The organism is Nodularia spumigena CCY9414 (genome assembly GCF_000340565.2).
In the GTDB taxonomy this organism is placed as follows: Bacteria; Cyanobacteriota; Cyanobacteriia; order Cyanobacteriales; family Nostocaceae; genus Nodularia; species Nodularia spumigena.
Genome location: NZ_CP007203.1, coordinates 3,650,081 through 3,674,662, shown reverse-complemented (window position 1 = coordinate 3,674,662; position 24,582 = coordinate 3,650,081). Strand labels below are relative to the sequence as shown.

The 24,582-nt window shown below is 41.9% G+C and carries 16 protein-coding genes; 12 read left to right on the top strand and 4 right to left on the bottom strand.

Annotated features, from left to right (window positions below; translation table 11 throughout):
• Positions 1-132 precede the first annotated feature (132 nt).
• Positions 133-1,176, bottom strand: coding sequence for an oxygen-dependent coproporphyrinogen oxidase (gene hemF / locus NSP_RS15910; protein WP_017804229.1), 1,044 nt, complete (start codon positions 1,174-1,176; stop codon positions 133-135).
• 332 nt (positions 1,177-1,508) lie between these two features.
• Between hemF and NSP_RS26345 the strand changes: the two genes are divergently transcribed.
• The 9 genes from NSP_RS26345 to NSP_RS15870 all read left to right on the top strand — a co-directional run bounded on the left by NSP_RS26345 (position 1,509) and on the right by NSP_RS15870 (position 17,170).
• The gene (locus NSP_RS26345; RefSeq protein WP_006196157.1) at positions 1,509-1,682 is read left to right on the top strand and encodes a hypothetical protein; all 174 of its coding nucleotides are present in this window, start codon (positions 1,509-1,511) and stop codon (positions 1,680-1,682) included.
• A gap of 165 nt (positions 1,683-1,847) precedes the next feature.
• A complete protein-coding gene (locus tag NSP_RS15905) occupies positions 1,848-2,918 on the top strand; it encodes an Mrp/NBP35 family ATP-binding protein (RefSeq protein WP_006196155.1) in 1,071 nt (356 codons plus the stop codon).
• 87 nt (positions 2,919-3,005) lie between these two features.
• Positions 3,006-4,331 carry a rod shape-determining protein RodA gene (gene rodA / locus NSP_RS15900; RefSeq protein ID WP_006196154.1) on the top strand — a complete coding sequence of 442 codons (1,326 nt, stop codon included), beginning with the start codon at positions 3,006-3,008 and terminating at the stop codon, positions 4,329-4,331.
• A gap of 245 nt (positions 4,332-4,576) precedes the next feature.
• Positions 4,577-5,494, top strand: a complete 918-nt coding sequence (locus tag NSP_RS15895) for a histone deacetylase family protein (protein WP_006196152.1) — start codon at positions 4,577-4,579, stop codon at positions 5,492-5,494.
• A gap of 142 nt (positions 5,495-5,636) precedes the next feature.
• Complete coding sequence (locus tag NSP_RS15890) at positions 5,637-9,863, top strand: AAA domain-containing protein (protein ID WP_006196151.1); 4,227 nt, start codon at positions 5,637-5,639, stop codon at positions 9,861-9,863.
• A complete protein-coding gene (locus tag NSP_RS15885; protein WP_006196150.1) occupies positions 9,841-11,622 on the top strand; it encodes a phospholipase D-like domain-containing protein in 1,782 nt (593 codons plus the stop codon). Before NSP_RS15890 ends, NSP_RS15885 begins: the two co-directional genes overlap by 23 nt.
• 172 nt (positions 11,623-11,794) lie before the next feature.
• Positions 11,795-12,934 carry a glutamate--cysteine ligase gene (gene gshA / locus NSP_RS15880; protein ID WP_042202104.1) on the top strand — a complete coding sequence of 380 codons (1,140 nt, stop codon included), beginning with the start codon at positions 11,795-11,797 and terminating at the stop codon, positions 12,932-12,934.
• A gap of 258 nt (positions 12,935-13,192) precedes the next feature.
• Positions 13,193-13,654: a tRNA (cytidine(34)-2'-O)-methyltransferase gene (locus NSP_RS15875; protein ID WP_006196148.1), complete on the top strand. Its 462-nt coding sequence runs from the start codon at positions 13,193-13,195 to the stop codon at positions 13,652-13,654.
• Positions 13,655-14,455: 801 nt separating this feature from the next.
• Positions 14,456-17,170 carry a peptidoglycan DD-metalloendopeptidase family protein gene (locus NSP_RS15870; RefSeq protein WP_006196147.1) on the top strand — a complete coding sequence of 905 codons (2,715 nt, stop codon included), beginning with the start codon at positions 14,456-14,458 and terminating at the stop codon, positions 17,168-17,170.
• Between the two features lie 159 nt (positions 17,171-17,329).
• Here NSP_RS15870 and NSP_RS15865 read toward each other — a convergent pair whose 3' ends face one another.
• Positions 17,330-17,767 (bottom strand): C6orf136 family protein, encoded by a 438-nt coding sequence (locus NSP_RS15865; protein ID WP_006196146.1) that lies wholly within the window; start codon positions 17,765-17,767, stop codon positions 17,330-17,332.
• A 120-nt stretch (positions 17,768-17,887) separates the two neighbouring features.
• Here NSP_RS15865 and NSP_RS15860 point away from each other — a divergent pair, with 120 nt between their 5' ends.
• From NSP_RS15860 to NSP_RS15850, 3 genes are all read left to right on the top strand, one after another.
• A complete protein-coding gene (locus NSP_RS15860) occupies positions 17,888-18,751 on the top strand; it encodes an alpha/beta fold hydrolase (RefSeq protein WP_006196145.1) in 864 nt (287 codons plus the stop codon).
• A gap of 312 nt (positions 18,752-19,063) precedes the next feature.
• Positions 19,064-19,522, top strand: coding sequence for a pentapeptide repeat-containing protein (locus NSP_RS15855; protein ID WP_006196144.1), 459 nt, complete (start codon positions 19,064-19,066; stop codon positions 19,520-19,522).
• A 774-nt stretch (positions 19,523-20,296) separates the two neighbouring features.
• Positions 20,297-20,734: a CAAD domain-containing protein gene (locus NSP_RS15850; protein ID WP_006196143.1), complete on the top strand. Its 438-nt coding sequence runs from the start codon at positions 20,297-20,299 to the stop codon at positions 20,732-20,734.
• Between the two features lie 154 nt (positions 20,735-20,888).
• On the opposite strand, the gene NSP_RS15845 is transcribed toward NSP_RS15850, so the two are convergent.
• Entirely contained in the window at positions 20,889-22,175 is a 1,287-nt protein-coding gene (locus NSP_RS15845) for a homoserine dehydrogenase (protein WP_006196142.1), read from the bottom strand.
• 281 nt (positions 22,176-22,456) lie between these two features.
• On the bottom strand, positions 22,457-23,797 hold the full coding sequence (petH, locus tag NSP_RS15840; RefSeq protein ID WP_017804228.1) for a ferredoxin--NADP reductase: 1,341 nt from the start codon (positions 23,795-23,797) through the stop codon (positions 22,457-22,459).
• Between the last annotated feature and the right edge of the window lie 785 nt (positions 23,798-24,582).

Below are 24,582 nucleotides of genomic sequence, written 5' to 3'. Positions count from 1 at the left end.
TAGAGTGTAGTCTTCTCAGTGACTCCTGCGATCATCGCATCGGACATTTCCTGAGCTTTGGCTTTACGTCCCCGTGATGTCAATACGGTGACATTTAGCAGTTTAACTCACCAGAACACAGATGAGTACCTTTTAAGCACTGGGTGTCCAATTTACCCAATCTTGAGGTTTGAGGAAGGTTTCATACAACTCGGCTTCTGGAGTATTGGGTTCTGGCTGATAACCGTATTCCCAACGCACCAAGGGGGGTAAAGACATCAAAATAGATTCTGTCCGTCCGTTGGTTTGGAGTCCAAAAATCGTGCCTCGGTCGTAAACCAAGTTAAATTCTACATACCGGCCGCGACGATAAAGTTGGAAATTCCGTTCGCGATCGCCATATTCGGTCCCCTGTCGCCGTTCCACAATCGGCGTATATGCAGGCAAAAATGCTCTACCACAATCTTGCACCAAAGCAAATAAATCTTCCCAACTGCGGGGTGCTGGTGCGCCCACTTCGTTACTATAAATCGCCGCCTGTCCCTTGGGGTCTGGACCGCGATATAACAAACCCTGGCCATCTTGGTAATCCAAAAATAGACCACCAACACCTCGATTTTCGTCCCGATGCTTCAGGTAGAAATATTCATCACACCAGCGCTTAAACACTGGGTAATACTCTGGGTGATGTTGGTCGCAAGCCTGCTTGAGTGTGTTGTGAAAATGCGCTGCATCCTCAGCAAAGGGGTAATAAGGTGTCAAATCAGCACCACCACCAAACCACCAGACTGGCCCCGCTTCAAAATAGCGATAATTCAAGTGAACTGTAGGGACGTAAGGATTGCGTGGGTGTAACACCAGAGAAGTACCCGTAGCATAAAACCCATGCCCTGCGGCTTCTGGACGTTGGGCTAAAATTGAGGGAGGTAACTGAGAACCCCAAACTTCCGAAAAATTTACCCCAGCTTGTTCAAATACTGCCCCATCACGCAGCACACGCGATCGCCCGCCACCTCCTTCCGGACGTTCCCAACTATCTTCGTGAAACTTACCTACACCATCCAGTTCTGCCAGTTTTTGGGTAATTTCATCTTGTAGCTGTTTCATAAACTGACTGACTCTAGCCTGAGAGTCAGTTCCAGGTAAAAACTGGGATGGTGTTGTTTCTACAGTTGGCGTTTGCGAGTTAGTCAACATAGATTCCCGAACCTAAATTACAATTTTCAAAAAGCCACAAAGTCTTTAATTTAAACATTTGTGGGTAATACGAGCCAATTATCAGGCGTAATTTGCCTAATCTGCTTTTTTCTTACTTGTCAGGATTTACAAGATTGATGGGCATGACTAGAGTTATTTTCCCTCAAATGCGTATAGGCTTGTATATTGACCAAGTTTTATTTGTACTTCTTGATATAAACATTTTGGTATCGATATCAGACTTTGGTTAATTAGTCTATGAGGTACTGTGAGCCAGTGTTACTTACCATACCAGAGTTATCAGCAAGTGCATAGCGAGGAGGATTAGGCAAATGCGAAGTTGGTTATCCAAATTCATTTACCGCAAACATCGTCGGTTTTGCGCTTCTCTGGTCAGAACTTATCGAGAAATTAGTTATGCTTGTGTAGATGAAATGTGGCTGAAGGTAGTTGACTTAACAGGAGTGGGGAGTGGTCCGTGGGGAGTAGTCCGTAAAGAATTTTAGATTTTGGAGAAAGCGATTTTAGATTGCAGTCTAATCCAAAATCTAAAATCTAAAATCTAAAATTGATTGACTAATGACTAATGACGTTCCAAAGAAAGTTAAGATTTGAGGAGATGATAATAAAATTTTCTTAAATTTTGTTACGGCAGTAACAGTGAAAACAGTATGTACGATGTTCTCGATTCCGCCTCAGTTCTAGAAGTTTTGCGACCAGTGGAAGACCCAGAACTCCGCAAGAGTTTGGTGGAACTGAATATGATTCGCAATGTCAAAATTGACGCTGGTAAGGTTAGCTTCACTTTGGTGTTGACTACACCCGCCTGTCCCTTACGTGAATTTATTGTTGAAGATTGTAAAAAAGCTATTAACAAGCTACCTGGTGTTACAGAGGTAAGCGTAGATGTGACAGCAGAAACACCCCAACAAAAAAGTTTGCCTGACCGGACTGGCATTACTGGGGTGAAAAATATTTTGGCTGTTTCCAGTGGTAAAGGCGGTGTTGGTAAAAGCACCGTAGCGGTCAATGTCGCTGTGGCTTTAGCACAAACAGGGGCGAAAGTGGGATTACTGGATGCTGATATTTACGGTCCCAACGACCCGACTATGCTGGGGCTAGCTGATGCGGAAATTGTGGTGCGTTCCACAGACAAAGGTGATATTCTCGAACCTGCCTTTAATCACGGTGTCAAATTGGTTTCAATGGGCTTTTTGATTGACCGAGATCAGCCCGTGATTTGGCGCGGCCCCATGCTCAATGGTGTAATTCGCCAGTTTCTCTATCAAGTGGAATGGGGAGAACTGGATTATTTAATTGTAGATATGCCACCAGGAACAGGCGATGCTCAATTAACTTTAACCCAAGCAGTACCAATGTCAGGGGCAGTAATTGTAACTACACCCCAAAATGTGGCACTGTTAGATTCACGTAAAGGTTTGCGGATGTTCCAGCAAATGAATGTCCCGGTTTTGGGAATAGTCGAAAATATGAGCTACTTTATTCCCCCGGATATGCCAGATAAGCAGTATGACATCTTCGGTTCTGGTGGTGGTTCCAAAACCGCAACTGAGTTGGGAGTGCCTTTACTGGGGTGCATTCCCCTGGAGATTTCTACCAGAATTGGCGGTGATAGTGGTGTGCCGATAGTTGTTGCTGATCCTGATTCTGCTTCGGCAAAAGCATTAAAGGCGATCGCACTGAATATTGCAGGTAAAATATCAGTTGCCGCACTGACATAATCAACTTCTAGTTTTGCCTTATTCCTGGGCTATAGCCTAGGAATACCAATCAACAGTAGTCATAAATTTAAAGTCTAAAATCGCACAATGTTGTTAAAACGTTCGCGCCCCAAAAGTCGCTGGAAGTCTTGGCTTAAGCCCTGGCAACAAGTAGATTGGCTACTATTTTGCCTAGTTATTAGTCTCAGTATGTTTGGTGGACTGATGATCCTGAGTACGGAACTAACGCAACCAGTTGCTGACTGGTTCTGGCACTGGACTATCGCTGGGATCGGCGTTTTCATAGCCTTGTTTTTAGCCTGTACCCGGTATGAAAATCTCATTAAATGGCATTGGGTAACATACGCTCTCACCAACATCAGCCTCATTGCCGTGATGATTATTGGCACTAGCGCCAAAGGGGCGCAGCGATGGATTACCATTGGCGACTTCAACGTGCAGCCTTCGGAATTTGCCAAAATTGGGATGATTATCACCTTAGCAGCTGTCTTACACAAGCGCACAGCTGCTAGTATAAACAGTGTGTTCCGGGCTTTAGCAATCACGGCGATTCCTTGGGCATTAATCTTTTTGCAGCCAGATTTAGCAACATCCTTGGTATTTGGTGCCATCGTCTTAGGAATGCTGTACTGGGCAAATGCTAACCCTGGCTGGCTGATTCTGCTGATTTCGCCGATCATTTCTGCCATTCTTTTTAGTATCAGTTGGCCTTTTTCCGAACCAATAGTTTTATTTAATACAATATCTTTCGGACTTTTAGGGTTGGTTTGGGTAGTCGCTATGGGCATTTTGGGTTGGATAACTCTCCCCTGGCGTAATTTTGTCCTCAATGGTATTGGTGCATCGGCGCTCAATTTCTTAGGTGGTGAATTAGGAGTTTTTGCCTGGAACCATATATTGAAGGAGTATCAAAAAGACCGCCTGACTGTATTTCTCAAACCTGGATACGACATTCTCGGCGTTGGGTATCACCAACACCAATCTCGCATTGCTATCGGTGCTGGTGAAGTTTGGGGATGGGGTTTGTTCAAAGGACCAATGACACAATTAAATTTCGTACCCGAACAACATACAGACTTTATTTTCTCCGCAGTGGGTGAAGAATTTGGTTTTGTTGGTTGTTTATTAGTGTTGTTGATCTTCTGCGTAATTTGCTTTCGCCTATTACGTATAGCTCAAACTGCTAAAGATAACTTTGGTTCCTTATTAGCTATTGGTGTTTTATCAATGATTGTGTTTCAGCTACTTGTTAACGTCGGTATGACCGTTGGTTTAGCACCTGTAGCCGGAATTCCCCTACCTTGGATGAGTTACGGACGTTCAGCCATGCTCACCAATTTCATTGCTTTAGGCTTAGTAGAATCGGTAGCAAATTTTCGTATCCGAAAAAAGTATTATTCCTCCAGTTTTTAGATAAGTTTGTGGTTGTCATCAATATATTATATGTGGGGAGGGCATCTTGCCCGCCCTAATTACCTAGGTGTACTAATGACCAATGACAAAGGACAAATCACTCCGCGTAGCGAATTGAGCTTAATTTAAATCAAGATTTGAACTTTCGGCTCCATTATTCTGCACATAAACATCTCTGATAGGAAAGGGAATTTGGATTCCTTACTAGTAGGCTAGGAAACGCTATATGGTTGATAATAAAGATTATGGAATTGCCAATTATTTACCACCCAGATTATATTGCACCATTACCGCCGGGGCATCGCTTCCCGATGTCGAAGTTTGAAAAACTCTATGAATTACTGTTAGCTGAGGGTGTCGCACAAACCGCACAATTTCACACCCCCAAACGCCCACCCCCGGAATTAATCGAGTTGGTGCATACTTCAGAGTACGTGAAGGCTTACTGTGAGGGAACACTAGAACCGAAAGCACAGCGTCGAATTGGTTTACCTTGGAGTCCAGAACTGGTAAATCGTACCTGTGTAGCGGTTGGTGGTACAATACTTACAGCCCAGATGGCACTCAGTCAAGGGTTAGCTTGTAATACGGCTGGTGGTACTCATCATGCTTTTCCTAGTTATGGTTCTGGTTTTTGTATTTTCAATGATTTAGCGATCGCTTGTCGAGTCTTACAAAAATTGGGACTTGTGCAGAATATTCTAATTGTCGATTTGGATGTGCATCAAGGAGATGGTACGGCTGTTATTTTTCAAGGAGATGACAGTGTATTTACTTTTTCTATGCACTGTGAAGTTAATTTTCCGGGTACTAAACAAACCAGTGATTTGGATGTTCCCCTAACGGTGGGTATGGAGGATGATGCTTATTTGCAAACTTTGGCGAATTATTTACCAGATTTGTTATCCCATATTCAGCCTGATTTAGTATTATACGATGCCGGGGTAGATCCTCATATAGGCGATCGCTTGGGAAAATTGGCTTTGAGTGATACGGGGATCTTTCTCCGGGAAATGCAGGTTTTAAGCACCTGTGTGGCTGCTGGTTATCCTGTGGCTTGTGTTATCGGTGGGGGGTACGCTGATGATATGAAGTCTCTGGTTTGGCGACATTCTTTGCTGCATCGCGCGGCTAGTCAGGTTTATCATCAATATAGGTTATGAATTAGTGTCACGCAGAGGCGCAGAGGCGCAAAGGAAGAGGGAGGAAGAGATTTTGTCGCGGTTTTATTCTGTGGTTTTTTATTTCTTCCTCAACAGCTAAAGTTTATTATCTCACTCTATATCAGTAATTTTAAGAGTATTTATGCCCACTTTTTCTAACAACCGTAATTTCCAAGACTGGAGCTATAAATGTGTTGGAGCAGTGGCGAAGGATGAGATAATAGATTTATTGGGTGATCAAGTTTGTCTGTTTTATGTGCGTCGTCAAGGTGCAGGAAAACACCAAAATGAGGAAATTTGGCAGTTAACAATCGCAACTGATAGAGATGATTTTCCTTTACCTGTAACGTTGGAAAAGCAAGGTAAAACTTTAGGTTTAATCGCTGCTATTCAAGAAGATGGGCGTGGCGGGTTAAAAGTTTTATCTACTCGTTTATTACAAGTTTCACGGGGACACGCTGATGGTTATTCTGTTCCTTTTTCTTTGCGTCTCCTACCTCATGATAAACATCGTTTAGGTATTCCGAAAGCAGCATTGGCACGTGTGGAAAAGATGCCAGTCTGTGGTGATCATATACCGACTGAAGACCAATTGCAAGCTTGGAAGGCTTTTTTGCAAGTTGAGGAAAATATCGCTAAGGCGCGTCAGTTTTGTGTGGCTTTTGTGGGTAATGATTATGGCAATAATACCAGACAAATTACTTTTGAAGTAGATGTTAATTCGGCTACTCTTGATGGTTCTGAACAAAATTATTTAAAGGTCTCTAGTTTCTGGGAACGGGTGAAACGTTCAAAGAATCAAGAAGTGAAGCTTTCGGATACTGTTCCGACGGGAAATTTTACTCATAAAATTCCTAAGTTTGGTTCAATTGAAAAAGTTGACCCGAAAAATTGTTTAATTAAGGTGAAAGTAGAACGGGAATTAGCTGAATATATCGCTACACAACGTTATCAGCCACCCGTGAAGGGATTTTTATTTTTTGACGCAGCAGGTGATATTCAACAAGTTCGCCGGAAGAAGGAAGCTTTAGAACAATTAAAGCATGGAAATACTCAAAATCCTTATTTGGGTAACTTTTTATTCGACGCTTCCCAAGCTAGACGGATGAAGAAAACTGTGGAACTCAAAGCGGATGATTTGTTATTATCTTCTGCTAATGCTGGACAAAAAGCCGCAGTGGAAAAGGTGTTAGCTGCTGAGGATTTAATTCTGATTCAAGGACCGCCGGGAACTGGGAAAACTACGGTAATTGCTGAAATTTGTTATCAAATAGCTTTGCGGGGTGGGCGGACTCTCATCGCTTCTCAAGCTAATTTAGCTGTGGATAATGCTTTAAGTCGGTTAGTTCACAACCCTGTTATTCGGGCTGTTCGTAAAGGACGCGCTGAGAGAGTCGGGGAGGAAGGACAGCCATTTTTAGAAGACCAAGTTATTGAGACTTGGTTGGAAAATACGGCGACTGACTGTGAAAGTAGTTTGGCTAAACGTCTGGAAAATGTGAGATTTTTGGGAAAATTATTGGCAGAGTTACCACGATTTACAGATTATTTTAACTTAGAATTAGAACGAAATCAGCAACAGAATCAATTAAATCAGGAAAAGGAAACTTTAGCAGCAGACTGTAAAATTCAATCAGCAATTTATCAGGAAGGTTTAACTCGGAAAAATCAGGTAGAATCAATTCAGTTAGGTTTAGATTATCTCCTGAAAAATGCACCGCAGATTAATTGGGAAGCGCCAGAAGTTACAAATTGTCTACCCTATCTTCAGCCTTATACAGAAAATAATATTGTCGTCCAAGATTTTTTAACCCATGTTCAAGAAGCTATTCATTATACTGATGAACTTGGTTTAGTGCGTCCTCCTTATGGTGCTTTTGGTTTAGCTGTTTGGTTGCGTGAAGATGTGGCTGATAAAATTGCTGATTTTAAACTAGCATTCGGTTACGCCCAAGATGCTATTTTAGTCATGTCGGAAGTTGCAAAAGCGGTATCGGCTATTCCCCAAAATTCTCAAAATCTGAATTCACCAGAAATCGATGAACAGGAGTTTCTCAGCCTACGACAAATTTTACAACAAACAATTCAAGGTTGGCAAAATCGTCAACGGGAAATTGATTATGTAATTGCAGCTATTAAGGAATGGAAATCTACTGCACCTGTGGTATTATATCAAATAGTTAAGGAATCTCAGCAATCAGGACAAACATTAACGGAAGAGTTGGTACAATTGCCACTGGGTTTGTTGATGTTTGCTAATCAATTAAAGTTGACTATATTACCTAAAAAATATCAAATACATTTACCAGACTGGAAAGCTTTAGACAAGGCTTTGATATATGAGACAGAAGGCGGCTTTATTGATAGAATCGGTAAACAATATCATTTCAGTTACTTTTTAGAGCAAAATTTTAGTCAAATTCCTATTGTGCTATCGGCGAGCGATCGCACTCAATGGCGTAAAATATATGAAGAGTTCAAAAATTATCAACTCCTCAACCCACATCAGCGCTCATTACTGCTGGAAAATACTCAGTTGTTTTTGCTGAGAATGCAAACAGTATATAGTAAAGTCTGGGAGTTAAATAATCTCGACGCGACTTTGAAACAAGTTAGTGAAGACTTACTCACCAACATCCTCACAAATGCGCGTCAATGTATCGCACGAGTTAAGACTGAAACTGAACAACAGCTTGAGTCTTTCGGGCAGCAATTAATTGAACTTGAAAAACAGAGAACGACTCAAGCACAAATATCTGCTACGTCTTCTCAAGTCGAAGCAGCAAATATCAAGCTAGCACAGATTATCGAGATTTTGCAATTACTGAACCAGCAGCAAAATGTCCCGGATAAATTACGGGCTTTAGTTACAGAGTATCTGACAACGCAATCAAAAATTTGGGAACATTCTTCAGAATTTGCAACTCAGGTAAGTGCTGGGGTATCTCATCTTAGCAATTTGGAAAGTTTAATTTCATCAATTACACCTTTCGCAGTCTTAGAAAATATCAAAACGTCTTTAGATGAGCAAGTCACAATTATAGAACAAGAAAATACACTTGCTCAAAAAGAACTCAAGAAAATCCAAGCCCAAATCAAGAAATTAGATAAGCAACCAGAGATACAGCCAACGGAAGATTTAATTTTATCAAGAAATTGGTGGGAAAATTTCTGCCAAACCATACCTGATAAATTTCAGCCAGCAGATATCCATCCAGATTTATTTAACCTGGAATTTTTACTCAGGGTAAAAAACCAGTTTGATGTTTGGCGAAATCAACTCACGGAAGAGGAAACTTATCTCAGCCGATATCAGGATTTTACCAAAGATTGGATTGCCAAAGTTAAAAATCCCTCCGAGCGCGATCGCAACGATTTAAGACGCATTTATTTAGATAACGCCAACGTCGTCGGTATCACTTGCGTACAAGCTGCAAATTACAACTTTTCCCAAGAATTTAAAGCCTTTGATGTCGTTATCATCGATGAAGTTAGTAAATGTACTCCACCAGAGTTACTTATCCCCGCTTTAAAAGGCAAAAAATTAGTCTTAGTAGGCGACCATCGACAATTACCACCTATGCTTGATAGTAGCACAGTGGAAGAAGTGGCGCAATCACTGGGAAGTACAAAATCCGAACTGCAATTTTTAGAAGAATCGTTATTTAAAATTCAGTTTGAAGCTGCGGATAAAAGCGTCAAACAAATGCTGAATACACAATATAGAATGCACCCCTTTATTATGGGGGCGATTAATCAGTTCTATCAGGGTAAACTAGAATGTGGACTTTTGGAACCTGACACCCAACGCGCCCATAATTTAACAGGTGAAATTATCCAAGAAAATCACCATCTTGTTTGGGTAAAAATGCCCAGAGAAGATGAATTTCAAGAAGAACGGGAAAATACTTCTTATTTTAATCCTCGTGAAATTGATGTCATTGAAAACCTCTGTCAGCAATTTGAGCATACTTGGGCTGCTAAAATTGCCAATGGGGAACCCAAAAAGGAAATTGCCGTAATTACATTTTATGGCGCACAATTGAAAAGAATTGACGAACGTTTACAACCTGAACTTTTTCCTTCCTTGGAAATTCGCACGGGTACTGTTGATAGATTTCAGGGAATGGAACGCGCTGTGGTCATAGTAAGTATGGTGCGAAATAATCATCAAGGCGATGTCGGTTTTGCCAAAAAACCAGAACGAGTAAATGTGGCGTTTTCTCGCGCCCAAGAATTACTGGTAATTGTCGGTTGTCACGATTTATTTACCCGCCAAGGGGGAACAGTTGGAGGTATGTATTTAGAAATTTCTCATACTGTAGATAGTCAAGGAGGTTTCGTTGATGTTTCTCGCTGCTGCGGCTAAACCTATTGACGACAAACTCATAAATTTAGCAGAGGAAATTACCGCGCAAAATCCCAATTTGTCAGTTTTAGCCGCTAGGGAATTTCGTTATAGTTTGCATCAAACTCCTGTAGAATTATCTATTAAGGAACCACGCGAATTTAACGTACTCGAAGAATTTATTATCCGCGCTGGAATTGAATTTACACCTCCACCCACAGAAGATGAATTAGCATCTATATTAGGACTTGATTCTATATTTGTTCGCAGTACAACTGCAAATTTGCAAGCGTTACAAACTTTATCCGCAACATCGCCAATTACAGTTACAGATGAAGGACGAACTTTTTACGCCAAAGGTTCTGTACCACAGCTTCCCTATCCTATCCAAATATATGCTGTTTCCGATGCTTTAGATGGAAAGCTAACATTTCATGCTGAACCATTAAATGATGCTCCTTTAAATTTACCTGATTTAGCCGAATTTATCAAGATTGCTCGCAAGATTAATGATATATCTGCTTTATCAATTGAGAAGTTACAAAAATGTATTCAGTTGTCAGGTTTAGATTTTCATGTACCCGAAATCGGCAAAATTGTGACTAGCTGTAAGGTTATCGCCCCAGCGCAAATAATTTGGAAAAATATCTCTTTGTTTGTAATTGGTGATGCTAGGGAAGATAAATTAAGTATCCAAATCAGAAACGGTAAGCAAATTTTAGCCTCCGCATCCAAACGCATGGAAGTGTTGCAAGGTAAAGGTAAAATACCTTGGCAATCTTTATGCAAATTGTCCCATGAAGCCATCTATTTGGAGCGTGAAGCTACTCGAAAATATAAAAATGCCGAAATAGAATCTAGGCTAGAAAAATTTAGCCAGGAAGCTCTAAAGTTACGCGATGCTGAAGTTATTACCGTTTTTGAAGAGGTTTTAAATTCTGCAAAACGTCAAATTATCATCTACTGTCCTTGGTTGAGTCAGGCTGTTTTTAATAAAGATTTTTTTAAGCTGTTGCAAAAGTTAGCTAATAGCGGTGTGTGGATTTTAATTGGATATGGAATTTCGCCAGAAGCAGCAGATGTAGAAAAAAAACTCCGCGCTATCAAAACGCCTCATGGTTTACCCTCGGTACAATTTTTATGTTTGGGAAATTCTCATGTTAAAGAAGTTATAGTTGACCAAAAAATTCATTTTTATGGATTTTTTGATTGGGTTTCTTGTGGTGGCGAAAATTTACCTTGTGGTGAGTCTGTTTATCAGGTTACTATTCCCCAACAAGTAGCCGAAGCATATCAATTTCTGGCTCATGGTTGCCAAAATCATGCCGAAAAGCAATGGAATATTGCTTTGGAAAAACGCGATTTTCAATTAGCTGCTGAAGCTTTGTGCATTTGGGGGGCGCTGAATATGCAAAATATCGCACTTCAGCAAATAGAAGAAAGTAACTGGTTGGAACTTCTCCCGGTGTGGCTGAATATCGTATTTCACGATTTAATGTCACAAAAAATTATAGATGATTCGATAAATTTCACTACTGCACTTTCTCTGCTGAGTCAGCTTTCTGGGGAGTCAGCTTTTATTGATGAGTTACAGCAGGAATGCCGGAAAGTTATTCAGGCGATCGCATCTGTTCAACCTGAATTTGCTTTAAGCTTACTTAATGAGCAAGTGTGGGCAGATTTTATCCGTCTTAAGATTGCTCAGGAGCATGATTCGCGCGATAAGTTTATTTTACCACAAAGTAAACCTCCAAGGAAGAGGAGGGGAAATATGGATTAGTGTCACGCAGAGGCGCAGAGGCGCGGAGGAAGAATTAAGCTCTGTGTTCTCTGTGTCTGGTGTGGTTCGTTAATTCTTAAATAATTATGAATTTTAAGTTAATTTAAATGTAGATGCAGAAATTCGTCTAATTCGATACAATTCTTAGATTAGGAGAGGCGAGGAGAACAAAGTGGTCCTATTAAAAGGCTTCGAGATTGAGATGTATACTGGTACGCCTCAAGGTGAAATAGTCGGTCTCTCTGACAAAATTGTGGCTTCTTTGGATGGGTTTGTGCGGGAACCGGATAGCCGCAATGTGGAATACATCACAGACCCATTGCATAAATACGAGAACTTATTGTGTGCTTTGTTACGTCCCCGGCGAAAGTTACGCAGCTACCTCGAAAGTTTGAGTAATTATACTCTGATTCCAGGTAGCACTTTGTCTTTGGGTGGCAGCGATCGCTTTTTTCGTTCTAACCCCGATAACCCTTATCATGACTATATTGAACATACCTACGGGACGCAGGTAGTTACTGCCAGTGTTCATATTAATATCGGTATCAGTGACCCAGAAGTATTAATGCGGGCTTGTCGGTTGATTCGTTTAGAAGCTCCTTTATTTTTGGCTTTGAGTGCTTCCTCTCCTTTCCTGGATGGTAATGCTACCGGTTATCATTCCAGCCGTTGGGCTGTGTTTCCCCAAACTCCCGCCCATGTACCTTTATTTACCAGCCACGCCCATCATATTCAATGGGTGGAGGCACAAATAGCGGCGGGAACTATGCAAAATGTCCGCCATTTATGGACATCGGTAAGACCAAATGGCGATCGCCGTCCTCATGACCTGAATCGCCTGGAATTACGCATTTGTGACTTGGTTTCCGATCCTATTGCTTTACTAGCTATTTCAGCCTTCCTAGAAGCCCGTTTGTTGCAGTTAATCGAAAACCCTGACCTCGATCCTTTAACTCAAAGCACTTTCTCTCCTGAAGAATTACTTGCTCTCACCGCCCAGAATGAAACAGCCGCAGCTACTGCTAGTCTTGATGCTCAATTGATTCATTGGCAAGATGGTAGAACTATCCTGGCTAGAGATTGGATTGCTGAAATATATCAAGATGTTTGGGCGATCGCTAAACAACACGGTTTTAGCTGTTTCCTGTCTCCTTTGCAGAAAATTCTCCGCGCAGGTAATGAAGCCCAACAGTGGTTACAACTCCACTCAGTCGGTTTTGACTCTCAGCGTGTGATCACTCAGGCGATTGTGGCGACTGCAGAACGGGAAGTTGAACTAGAAAACAAATTGTGTTCTTCTGTGATAGCTTAAATCTTCTGTCTTCATCCTTAAGGTAGATTTTGGGAGAGAAACCCCAAAATTCTTTTCTCTCCCAAAAATCCTTTGTGCCTCACGTCAGCCAAAATATTTCCCATAGCAGGTTTTGGCACAATTTATCTTTTGTTTAAAAAATTTAATCTTTAGGTATGATTTGAGATTTATTAGCAAAACCTATGAATCGACTCTATCTAATGATAGAGTGAAAGTAATTTTAGTATAGAGCTATACCAACACAATATTTCACAGACAATGCCCCAGGTTGTTTTAGTTTATCCGCAAATACCCCCAAACACAGGCAATATTGCCCGTACTTGTGCCGCTACGGGTACAGAATTACATTTAGTAGCACCTTTGGGGTTTGAAATTAGCGATCGCTACCTCAAAAGAGCAGGTTTAGATTATTGGCCTTATGTCAAACTGCACTATCACGAATCCTTAGAAGCCTTTCAAGCCACACATCAAGAACGTGGAGGTCGATGTTTAGGCTTCACCGTTAGGGGCAATTTTAATTACGCCAGCTTTCAATTTCAAGCTGATGATTGGTTGCTTTTTGGTAGCGAAACCACAGGCTTACCATCCACAATTCTCTCAGATTGTGATGCCACACTCTATATTCCGATGGCAGAACCTCATGTTCGCAGCTTGAATCTTTCGGTTAGTGTCGCGGTAAGCTTGTTTGAAGCCCGTCGTCAATTGGGTGATTTACTGTAATCCTCACTCAAGGTTTATTCAGTAATTTTACTGCCAAAACTGCCAATAACAACCCCAAATTGTGATTTATTCCCGAAAAAGACACTCTCAGTAGGTGCAGTATAAAAAAATTTCAAATTATACCAAAAATTGCATTGACCGGAATTTGAGAGTTAAATACTCATCAAAACCAGCAGGTTAATATAAGAAATTTGTATATCAAATTCGAGATAATACCGAATTTGCATGATAAATTTTGTTGAATTAGAGTCAACGTGACTAAGAGACTCAAATGAGTCAAACCTTCTTGTGTCATGTATTTGAGCAATTTTTGTTGAATAAGTAATTTCCAGGAGGACAAAAGTAGTTAGAAGTTTGTACGGTTGATTTTTAGGGATGAATCAACGTAAAGTCTCATGTTGAGAAGGCGGATAGAGTAAAAAAACCTTGAAGATATCTACAGCAAAGGGCATAGCTTTTCCAGAAGCCAAAGTCACTATATTGCTGAGAGCCACAATGGACTTGGTGAATATATAATAATTATTCTTCAGTCCTAGTTAGCGAATCACAAAAAGTGAACACAACTGTCAAAAGCAAAAGTTCTATGGTGTGTAGGAGTGAAGTGGACAAGTAAGCACAGCAATTTTTAACTTTTGCGTTCCATGTGTGAACTTGTCTAAATCAGAGAAGCAAGTTAATCTTGCGTAAGTATCTCTGGTGAAAGTGATCTTGATCTATCATTCGATGTGATCTAAATCATTGACTAGTATCCGACTGAAAAATCGAGATCAGTTAAGCGCTAGTGATCATAGGAGGTCGTCTTTGAAACGAGCATTGAAAAAAAGAGAAAAGGCTGTGCTGAAAAATACCCCCAGCAGTGATGATGCCCTAGTGGAACACCTAGAACACCTAGAACACTTAAATATTGTAGTTAATCCCAAGGTTAAGCGCCGGGTGCGGACAAAAGCCGCCATGATTGGTTTGGCTATCTCAATGGGAGCAACCAGCCTTTTGGTGACTCGACAAAGCGATCAAGCCCAAGCAGCCGCTCCTGTAGGTAGCCAAAAGGCAGCCTCAACAATTCCTGCTGCTTCTGACACTACAGTGAAATTTGCTTCCACAACGCTGAAGACTCAAACAGTCTTACCAGCTAGCTTGTCAGAAAATCCTGTCATCGTGGAACCAACAGCAATTTCACAGTTACCAGGGCTTGAAGCTAAATGGCAAGTTGCGGCCAGTGGAATGTCTGTGCCAGTTCCTGTTCTGACATCAGAATCAAACAAAACAGCCGACAACACAACTTCCTTAAATTTACAACCCCCAGTATCACAGGGATTGTCAACCCCAATAGAGCCAAATGAGACAGTTGTTGTACTGTCCAGTGGTGATAGCGTGACGAAGGAAACTGGCGAAGCACAACCACAGGCACTGGAAAACCCAGATCCCAGTGGTGAAATGAATGCTCAACTGAAGGCGCAGCAAGAATTTGCTCTCAATCGCTTACAAGAAAAATCGCACCGTTTAAGAAATAGTCTGGCGGAGTCGCGGTCTGAGGAGACCCAAGTTTTATCAAAAAATGACATAGCTTTGACACAGCCGAAAACGACAGAAAAAGCGCCCTTAATCAGCGCCAGTCAAACGGTAGTAGAAGAGTCGTCAAATTTAAGCAATGACAACACCGAAGATTTAATATCGAGGTTAAAACAAACACAAGAAACCAGTGAATCGAACCCGCAAGCCTTAACAATACCCGTACCAGCAACACAGCGAATTGTGGCGTTATTGGGTAATACAGGTTACGAAGTTAAACCTGGAGACACATTAGCTGCGATCGCTAGTAGATACAATATTTCTATCTCAGAACTAGTTAAGGCAAATCATCTTACCAATCCCCATCAACTCAAAATTAGCCAAAAACTGGTGATTCCTGGGACTCCGGTTAACCGCTCTAGAGCTATTCAGATCCCAGTAGCAGTTAACTCCAATAGCGGGTATTCTAGTACTACGCCTCAACTAGCCAACTACCCTGTAACCAGTGCTAACAACTACCCTAATCTCCCCCCTGCTTCATCACAGTTACCATTATCTGGGAATAACGAGAGTGTAAGTATCCCCATACCAGTCACTACGAATAACCAGAACCAGGTAAATGTAAATACTGTTACAGCCACAGAGACAGAATCTATTAGTTCTGATGTTAACGGACTAGGTGGTGATACACCAATCCCAGCACTCTTTGGCGAAATGCAGGAAGCTCAAAAATCGACTGAGCAAGCGGCCAGCACAAAAGATAATGAAGGTCTGCGCGTCTTACGTGCGGACATCGAGAGATTACAAGAGAAACACCGCCAGCAACAGTTTGGGAATACCACCAGTCCAGCCGCGACAGAACCAAAGAAAGCTGTTGCGCCGACTCCCATTGTTCAAACAAGCAGCCTACACGCGGAAATCAGGAAATTACAGGAGAAATACCGCAGCCAAGAATCTGGGAATACCACCAGTCCAGCCGCTAACCAACCTGAGACAAACCTCATAGCAATTCCCATTGCTCAAACAAATAGCCTAGAAGCAGACATCCAGAATTTACGCGAGCAATATCGCCAGCAACAGTCTGGGAATACCACCAGTCCAGCCGCGACGGAACCAAAGACAGTTACCATAGCGACTCCGGTTGCTCAAACAAATAGCCCAGAAGCCCAAATCCAGAAACTACGGGAGCAATACCGCCAGCAACAGTCTGGAAATGCCACCAGTCCAGCCGCGACGGAACCAAAGACAGCTCCCATCGCGATTCCTGTTTTTCAACCGAATAATACCGCAGCTTTTCAACCCGCTTCGGGACAAAAGAATGCGGCAATTCCCATTCATGTTCCCACTTTGAATTTACCAGGCTATGGTCAATCGGCTCATCTCCCCACCCGTACTCGTCGAGCCAACGAGCCAATCAATCCAGAGTTCTCCTCCAGTCTCAATGCATCTGGCCAGAGAACAATAACAACTCCCAGTGGTGCTGATATCTCAGACACTCTCGGAAACTTGCGGGGAACCAGAGTTACTCCACAATTACGGCCACAGTTACCGCCTTTGGCAGCAGTGGAGCAATACTTACCCAAGCCCATTGACGCGACTACACCTCCCCCTTCAACAGGTTCAACAAGCTACATATGGCCTGCAAAAGGTGTACTTACCTCCGGCTATGGTAGACGCTGGGGAAGAATGCACAGGGGTATTGATATTGCTAACGCTACTGGCACGCCAATTTTCGCAGTCGCTGACGGTGTAGTTGCTAAATCTGGCTGGAACAGAGGTGGTTACGGCATCCTTGTGGAAATTCGCCATGAGGATGGCACTATGACTCGTTATGCTCACAATAGCCGCACTTTGGTGCGAGCAGGTCAACAGGTGACCCAAGGGCAACAAATTGCTAACATGGGTAGCACTGGTTTCAGTACTGGACCACACACTCACTTTGAAATTCACCCAGCAGGTAAGGGCGCAACCGATCCTATTGCCTTCTTACCAAAGGAACGTCTGTAATTCTTTACCTGCGTTGAAATCAATAATTAGCTGATTTTTTGAGGGAGCCAAACTCCCTCTTTTGCTTTCTATACTCAACAATCAACACTCCTGTACGGGCGGGTTCACTAAGGATTTCGACGAACCACAGACTCACTGCTTAAACCCGCCCCTACCCACTCAGCACTCATCATCTGTTTCTGCCTTTTGCCAAAACTGCTTTACAATTTCTCCCGGCTGACGATCCCAAGTGTCGATATGCTCATATATCAAAGTGTCTTGGTTAAGTTTATATGTGGAATAGCCATTGAACAATAGCCGGGCTTTCCAGGGAACACGCAAAATTCCGCGAACTGTCCACTTGGCTAAAATCCTATCCTTTGCTGGCTGCGATACTTCATGCAAATCAAAATAAATTTGCGTAAAAAATAGCCGGGCGTGAAATCGCAACGTCCAAAATATTATCCGATAGTTGAATTTCCATTTAAATTTATTCACAGGATCTTGAAAATAAATATCCTGCGTATAAATATCATAGGAAATATCTTTTTCAAACAGTGTTGGGAAATCCTCTTCAAGGGTCTTTATTACTTGTTCAATCTGCAATTGAGATTCCACACGTCTTGTCCTTTACAAAATATTTTTTCACACAAAACTATCCCTTAACAGATACCTTGACGAGAAAAATAATACATAATTTCTCAAACACACACGTCCTACTGGGAAAAATACAATATTATGTTTGTAATCCAGAATTCTTGGCAACATGAATATATAATCACCAATGGCGTGAAACTGCACTACGTCACTCAAGGCGCAGGGCCTTTAATGCTGATGTTACATGGATTTCCTGAGTTTTGGTATTCTTGGCGGCATCAAATCCCAGAATTTGCCCAGGATTTTCAAGTTGTCGCCCTTGATTTACGTGGCTACAACGATAGCGATAAACCCAAAGAGCAATCAGCTTATGTCATGGATGAATTTATTAAAGACGTGGAAGGGGTAATTCACGGATTAGGATACGACAAGTGTATCTTAGTTGGACATGATTGGGGTGGTGCGATAGCTTGGTCTTTTGCCTATGCTCACCCCGAAATGGTAGAGCGATTAATTATCCTCAACCTCCCTCACCCTGCTAAATTTGCCCAAGGCTTACGCACTTATCAGCAGTTACTTCGCAGCTGGTATGTATTCTTATTTCAGCTACCTTGGCTACCTGAATTCCTTCTACAGTTATCCGACTATGAAGCAATTGAAAAGGTTATTCAAGGCACAGCAGTGAATCAAAGCGCTTTCACCGCCGCCGATATTGATGCTTATAAAAACGCTGCGGCAAAACGTGGTGCTACTACAGCCATGTTAAACTATTATCGTAATATTTTTCCCTGCTTATTCAGCCAGAAACATTGGGGAATGTTGGCTGTACCCACACTGATGATTTGGGGCGAAAATGATACTGCACTTGGCAAAGAACTAACCTACGACACCGCCGCCTATGTCAATGACTTCAAAATTCACTATATTCCCGATTGTGGTCATTGGGTACAGCAAGAAAAGCCTGATTTAGTTAATCAGTATATCCGGGAATATTTGGTTTCTTAAAATACTAATTATTTTTCAAGATAGTGCCATTTGGTAGTATGAAAATAGGGCTTGATATTTGATGTACAACTACGCAAAGTGGCACAAGGTCTTCAAAATTATTAACATTAGTTAAATGGGACAAATTTAGCAGATTTTATTGGTAGCCAATAGCCCAAAACCCTAGTAAATACTACTTCTCGCATCACCAAACCATTTGAGCCAGATCACAATGGGCTTGTGTGTTACAACAACAATTTTTAGCAATTTCGTGAGATAATAAAAGCGTGAGGAAAAGAACGGATGTAGTTTAAGGACGAAGGGGAAAACATTATGAAACTCCAGCTATTCGCGGCTCTAGCCTTAGCAACTCCCCTAATTTTTACTAGCACAGTTAACGCTGGTAATTCGCAGGACTTACAAAAGCTAAATTTGACTAGAGAATGTGTCCAGTGCGATTTATCAGGAGTTAACCTCAGAGGCGCTCATTTAATTGGCGCTGACTTACGAGGAGCAAATCTCTCTGGAGCTAACCTCGAAGGAGTCAATCTTGAAGGCGCAGACTTAACTAATGCGAATTTGAAAGGTGCAAACTTAACTTCAGCTATGCTGACTAACGTTAATTTTAAAGCAGCCAATCTCAACGGAGCCAATCTGACTCGCGCTCAAATTTACGATGCTAATGTATATGGAGCATCAATGGATGATATGATCATTACTGATGCCGAAATTTATCATACTGGAATCGGTATTGGTGGAGAGGAAGCAGATATGTTCCCCGATTGGGATTAGCACCGCAGGGCGGAAATCAAAAGTCAAAAGTCAAAAGTCAAAAGTCAAAAGTCAAAAGAATTGTCTTGTGTCACTCTGAGAGTGTAGGGATAAAAGAAATTGCTATTGGCAAGCATTATCCCTAAATCAGCCCTGGGAAAAATATTTGAGATTAGACAAAAATTTCATCTGCTTGTGCTAATGTAGAAAAATTTCATAAAACATAAGATATATCAGAAACTATTAATAAAAATCAGTATATTTGAATACATAAAAATTTTTGTGACAGTTTAATATAAATTATCAATGAGTTAATCGACGAACACGGCTTAAGATAGCTTTAATATCCGATAAAATCGGCTTTTAAACTTGTATAAATGTGAGGTAGTCTGATTTTGGCATGATTTGTGCTTGAATGAGTACGATTGTCAGAATACCGCTCTCAAGAGTAGGAGCTATGGGCGAAGCCAACGTGCCTCACCTTGAGATAGCTGATCTGACACGGTATGGGATAATCTCAACTTGAGGATTCTGTGCTGATTCACAAAATCCAGAACTCAGAAAGCTGATTTTAAGATATCTTGTCGCTTTCTGACTTCTCTCCTCATACTGACTGTCTACCTTGCAGTTGATGCAGTAGAGATGATGAGACAATTATGGTTATAGGACACTAAAACCTTTTGTGGATCAAACACAAGTTGTACTGATGCCCTCGTGCATTGCCTAATCAACAGCCTTTTGGTGGTAATTGTCACAGATTAGATAAACTCAACTGTTAAATTTATAGGAGTGAAAATGCAAGAACCGGAATTCACAGAAACCAAATCTAAAGAGGCAGCAGTGCCAGATATCAACAACCAAACAGGAACCATTACCAAACTCCAGCGTCCTGTGCAGTCTCAAGAGCAATGGCAAAAATACGGTGAACAAATTTCTGGTTTTTTAGCAACACTGCCCGAATACCTGGGAAGCTTTTTTAATCAATATAAGCAGCCCTTGGTTAGCGTTGGTTTAATTGTCGCCGCAATTGTTTCGGTTAAGGTACTCTTGGCAGTATTAGACTCTTTGAATGATATTCCTTTAGTCGCACCGACCTTTGAGTTGATTGGTATTGGCTACTCTGCTTGGTTTGTTTATCGCTATTTGCTCAAAGCCTCGACCCGGAAAGAGCTAACGAGTGAAATCACCACTCTGAAATCGCAAGTTGTCGGTAAAAATAATCCAGAAGCTTAACTAAGTCTTGCGGAAATTCCCCCAGTCCAGCGTAGCGGCTCTGGGGGATGGAAAGTGAATCTGATAACAAGCATAATCTAGAAGTTGGTGATGAGCGGGCAAAGATGCCCGCTCTACAAGAAATTTGGGGATATTTTGTTTATTTGTCCGTCCCTTACAGCACTCGCAGTAAACTGGGAATACTATCGATCGCTTCTAAATTCTGAATTTCTGCCAGGGCTTGCCGAAAATCGCCTTCTCGAACATCATGGGTGACAACCACAATTTCTGCTAGTCCTCCCTGAAAGCCTGTTTGGACTACTGATTCTAAGCTCACGCCATAGTTGCCAAAGCAAGTACCCAATTTACCAATAACTCCAGGTTGGTCTTTGGTGAGGAACCGGGCATAAAATCGCGTCACGAGTTCGGTGATGGGGGCAATTTGACAGTAATCTTGGTGTCCACAAGTTAACAGGGGATTGGGGTTAGTTGTACTGGTTTTGAGGACAGCAACTAAATTCAAGATATCCGAGGTGACGGCACTGGCTGTTGCGCCCGCACCTGCACCGGGGCCAAAAAACATTACTTGCCCTATGGGTTCACCTTCTACGAGAATGGCGTTATAAACACCGTTAATGCTAGCTAATGGATGTGCTTTGGGTACTAAGGTGGGATGCACTCTGACGGACAGGGGAGATGAGGGACTGTATTGTTTAGCGATCGCTAATAATTTAATCACAAATCCCAATTTTTCGGCATAAGTAATATCTGTCTTACTAACTTGCCTAATACCTTCACAATAAACATCTTCTAAGTTGATGCGTCCATCAAAGCCTAATGATGCCAAAATGGCGATTTTATCGGCTGCGTCTAAGCCGTCTACATCAGCTGTGGGGTCAGCTTCGGCATAACCTAATCTTTGAGCATCAGCTAAGACATCGCTGAAGTTACTACCTTCGGTTTGCATCCTGGTGAGGATGTAATTTGTTGTACCGTTAACGATGCCTGTAATAGTATGAATACGGTTAACACTTAAAGACTGCTTCAGGGGTTGAATCACTGGTATACCGCCGCCTACAGCCGCTTCTAGCATGACATATACCCCCGCTTCGTTGGCAGTTGTAAAAATTTCTGCGCCAAAACGAGCGATCGCCGCTTTGTTGGCGGTGACGACGTGTTTACCATTGTTTAAGGCTTGGAGAATCAGCGATCGCGCAGGTTCCAGTCCCCCAATCAACTCCACAACAATATCTACCGCCGGATCATTGACAATAGACTCTAAATCTGTAGTTAAGACATCGGCAGGTAATTCTACATCTCTGATTTTAGCAAGCGATCGCACACCCACGCGATATATTTCCACGGACTGCAACAACAGGTTACGTCCCACCACATCTTGCAGTAACTGCACCGTACCTGTACCCACAGTGCCTAAACCTAATATTCCTAGTTTCACTCCCACAAATTTTGCACCCTAACTTTTCATTGCTGATTATAGCCCCAGGAATTAGTTCCTATGGGTGAATCAAACACTTAGTACAACATTTCAGTAACTCGTAGCGAATTCTCAGCGACCCTTTGCGTTTACCTTTGCGAACCTTTGCGTTTAAAATTCAACCCTCAATTCGCCACAATTTTACGCAAAGCTGTATTCTGGTCTGTCCATCTCAAACAATTGTAGGGTGGGTTGTTCACCCACCCTACTTATTATCCTTTATTAGTCGCCTGAGTTTAATGACTAACTTAGTAAGTTTCTACGTGCCAGCGATGAGCTTTTTTGAGTTGCTTCTGGTAATCACTCCAAACGACTCCTTCCTTAGCAGCAGCAGCAGTCAGCGCTTCATCAATACCACCTTCCATACCACGCAAACCGCAGATGTAGGTGTGAGTTTTTTCTTCTTTAATCAACTGCCACAATTCATCCGCGTGTTCTGCTACACGGTCTTGGATGTACATTCTACCACCTTGGGGATTTTTTTGTTCCCGGCTGATGGCACAGGTAAGGCGGAAGTTATCAGGATACTTCTCCTGCATTTGTTCCAGTTCTTCTTTATATAAAATATTTGGAGTTGTGGGAACACCAAATATCAGCCAAGAGAATCCTTTAAACTGGTACTCTGGGTTAGCTGCTCTTTCTGCATCCTTAAACATCCGCCACAGGTAAGCCCGCATCGGAGCAATACCTGTTCCAGTTGCCATCATGATCACTTTGGCTTCTGGATCTTCGGGTAGCAACATTTCCTTACCGACTGGGCCAGTGATTTTCACTTCTGCGCCAACTTCAAGTTGAGTCAGGTGAGTCGAACAAACACCGTAGACTGTTTCGCCTGTTTCTGGGTGTTTATACTCCAACTGACGGACGCACAGTGATACAGTTTTATCATCCACATCATCACCGTGACGAGTGGAAGCAATGGAATACAGTCTGAGTTTTTCTGGCTTGCCGTTCTTGTCTACACCTGGGGGAATAATCCCAATACTTTGACCTTCTACGTATTTCAAATCACCGCCGGATAGGTCAAACTTGAGGTGCTGAACAATACCAATACCGTCTTCTTTAACTAACGGTTCATTAGATATACACTTACCAACAAATGGAGCATTAGGACGGTAAATATTGACAGGAACGTCAGCGCCTTTTTTGGCTTTCGCTTGAGTCATGGTGTTGCCTTTTTTGTCCTTCTTTTTAAGCTGATCTTCAGCTGGTGGTTTAGCAAAGCCTTTGACTTCACTATTAGCAACAGGTGTGGCTTTACCATTCCCCTCAGTGTTAGCAGCTTTGTCAGATGTAACTAAAGACTCCTCTTTGTGTTCAGCACTCTCATGAGAAACTTTACCATTAAGTTGTTCTAGAGTACTTACAGCTTGGATACTAACAATTTTACCGCCGAGGCGAGTGATCCGTCGCATTTCTTGATTCATGCGGTTGTAAGGTACTCTGATGAACACACTGCCACTTTTACGAATTGGGTAGTTTGTTTGATCAGTTTCTTCGTTCTGGCGCAGACCCACCACTTCGTAAACGAAGACGCGGCTACCTAATTCTCTGTTGGCAGCACCCTCAACAGCACCTTGATTGTACATTCGTTCTAACACTCCGATTTTTACTTAACCGTTTCTCAAAAAAAATTCTTTCCTTTTACCAGTTTTAGTGTACCGAATTTTTGGATACCAAGACTGGCACTCTGGGAAAGGGGCATTATCAGCTAATGCCGTGCTAGGTTCACTCACCAAAGACATACAAGGATAGCAAAAAACACACCTGTTCACCTTCTAAGGTAAAGGATAAGCCTTTGGCAGAATGTTAATAATGAGTCAATTTAATCTTTTTTTCGTGAACTACTAATCCTATCACGGAGATAGCTTTCAACCACCCAAAGGGCAAGACCCAATGACCTATAGCTTGGCAGTTTCCTTTTATACGACTATTAAAATAGACTTACCTTTCGGTAACACTTGCCCAAACGTCTATATCCCTGCTGGAAAAAACAGGGCTTTGGGCTTCTAGTCTTAACTGAGAAACACCTACAATCAGTTTCACTTGATGTGAAACATCTGTCAACCTCTATGAGTACCTTGCTCAAATTAGCGCCGGAAACTCTGATGACGCGGCTTTGGCCTGATCGCTCATGCAAATTTTCACCCTGAGCAAAATAAATTGGCTACTCAAATAAATTATACTTGAGCAACTTGAGGAATCAAGCTGAAAACACAGTAGCCGACGTGGACATAACACTTTTAGGGGTGATCACAGGTGATTTAAAATTGATAGCTAAATCATTAGTGATGATTGGTAAAGCAGGAGATTCTTTCTGAGTGCAAATCTTGTTATAGAATACCCCCTTCTGTTAAAATCAAATACACCACTA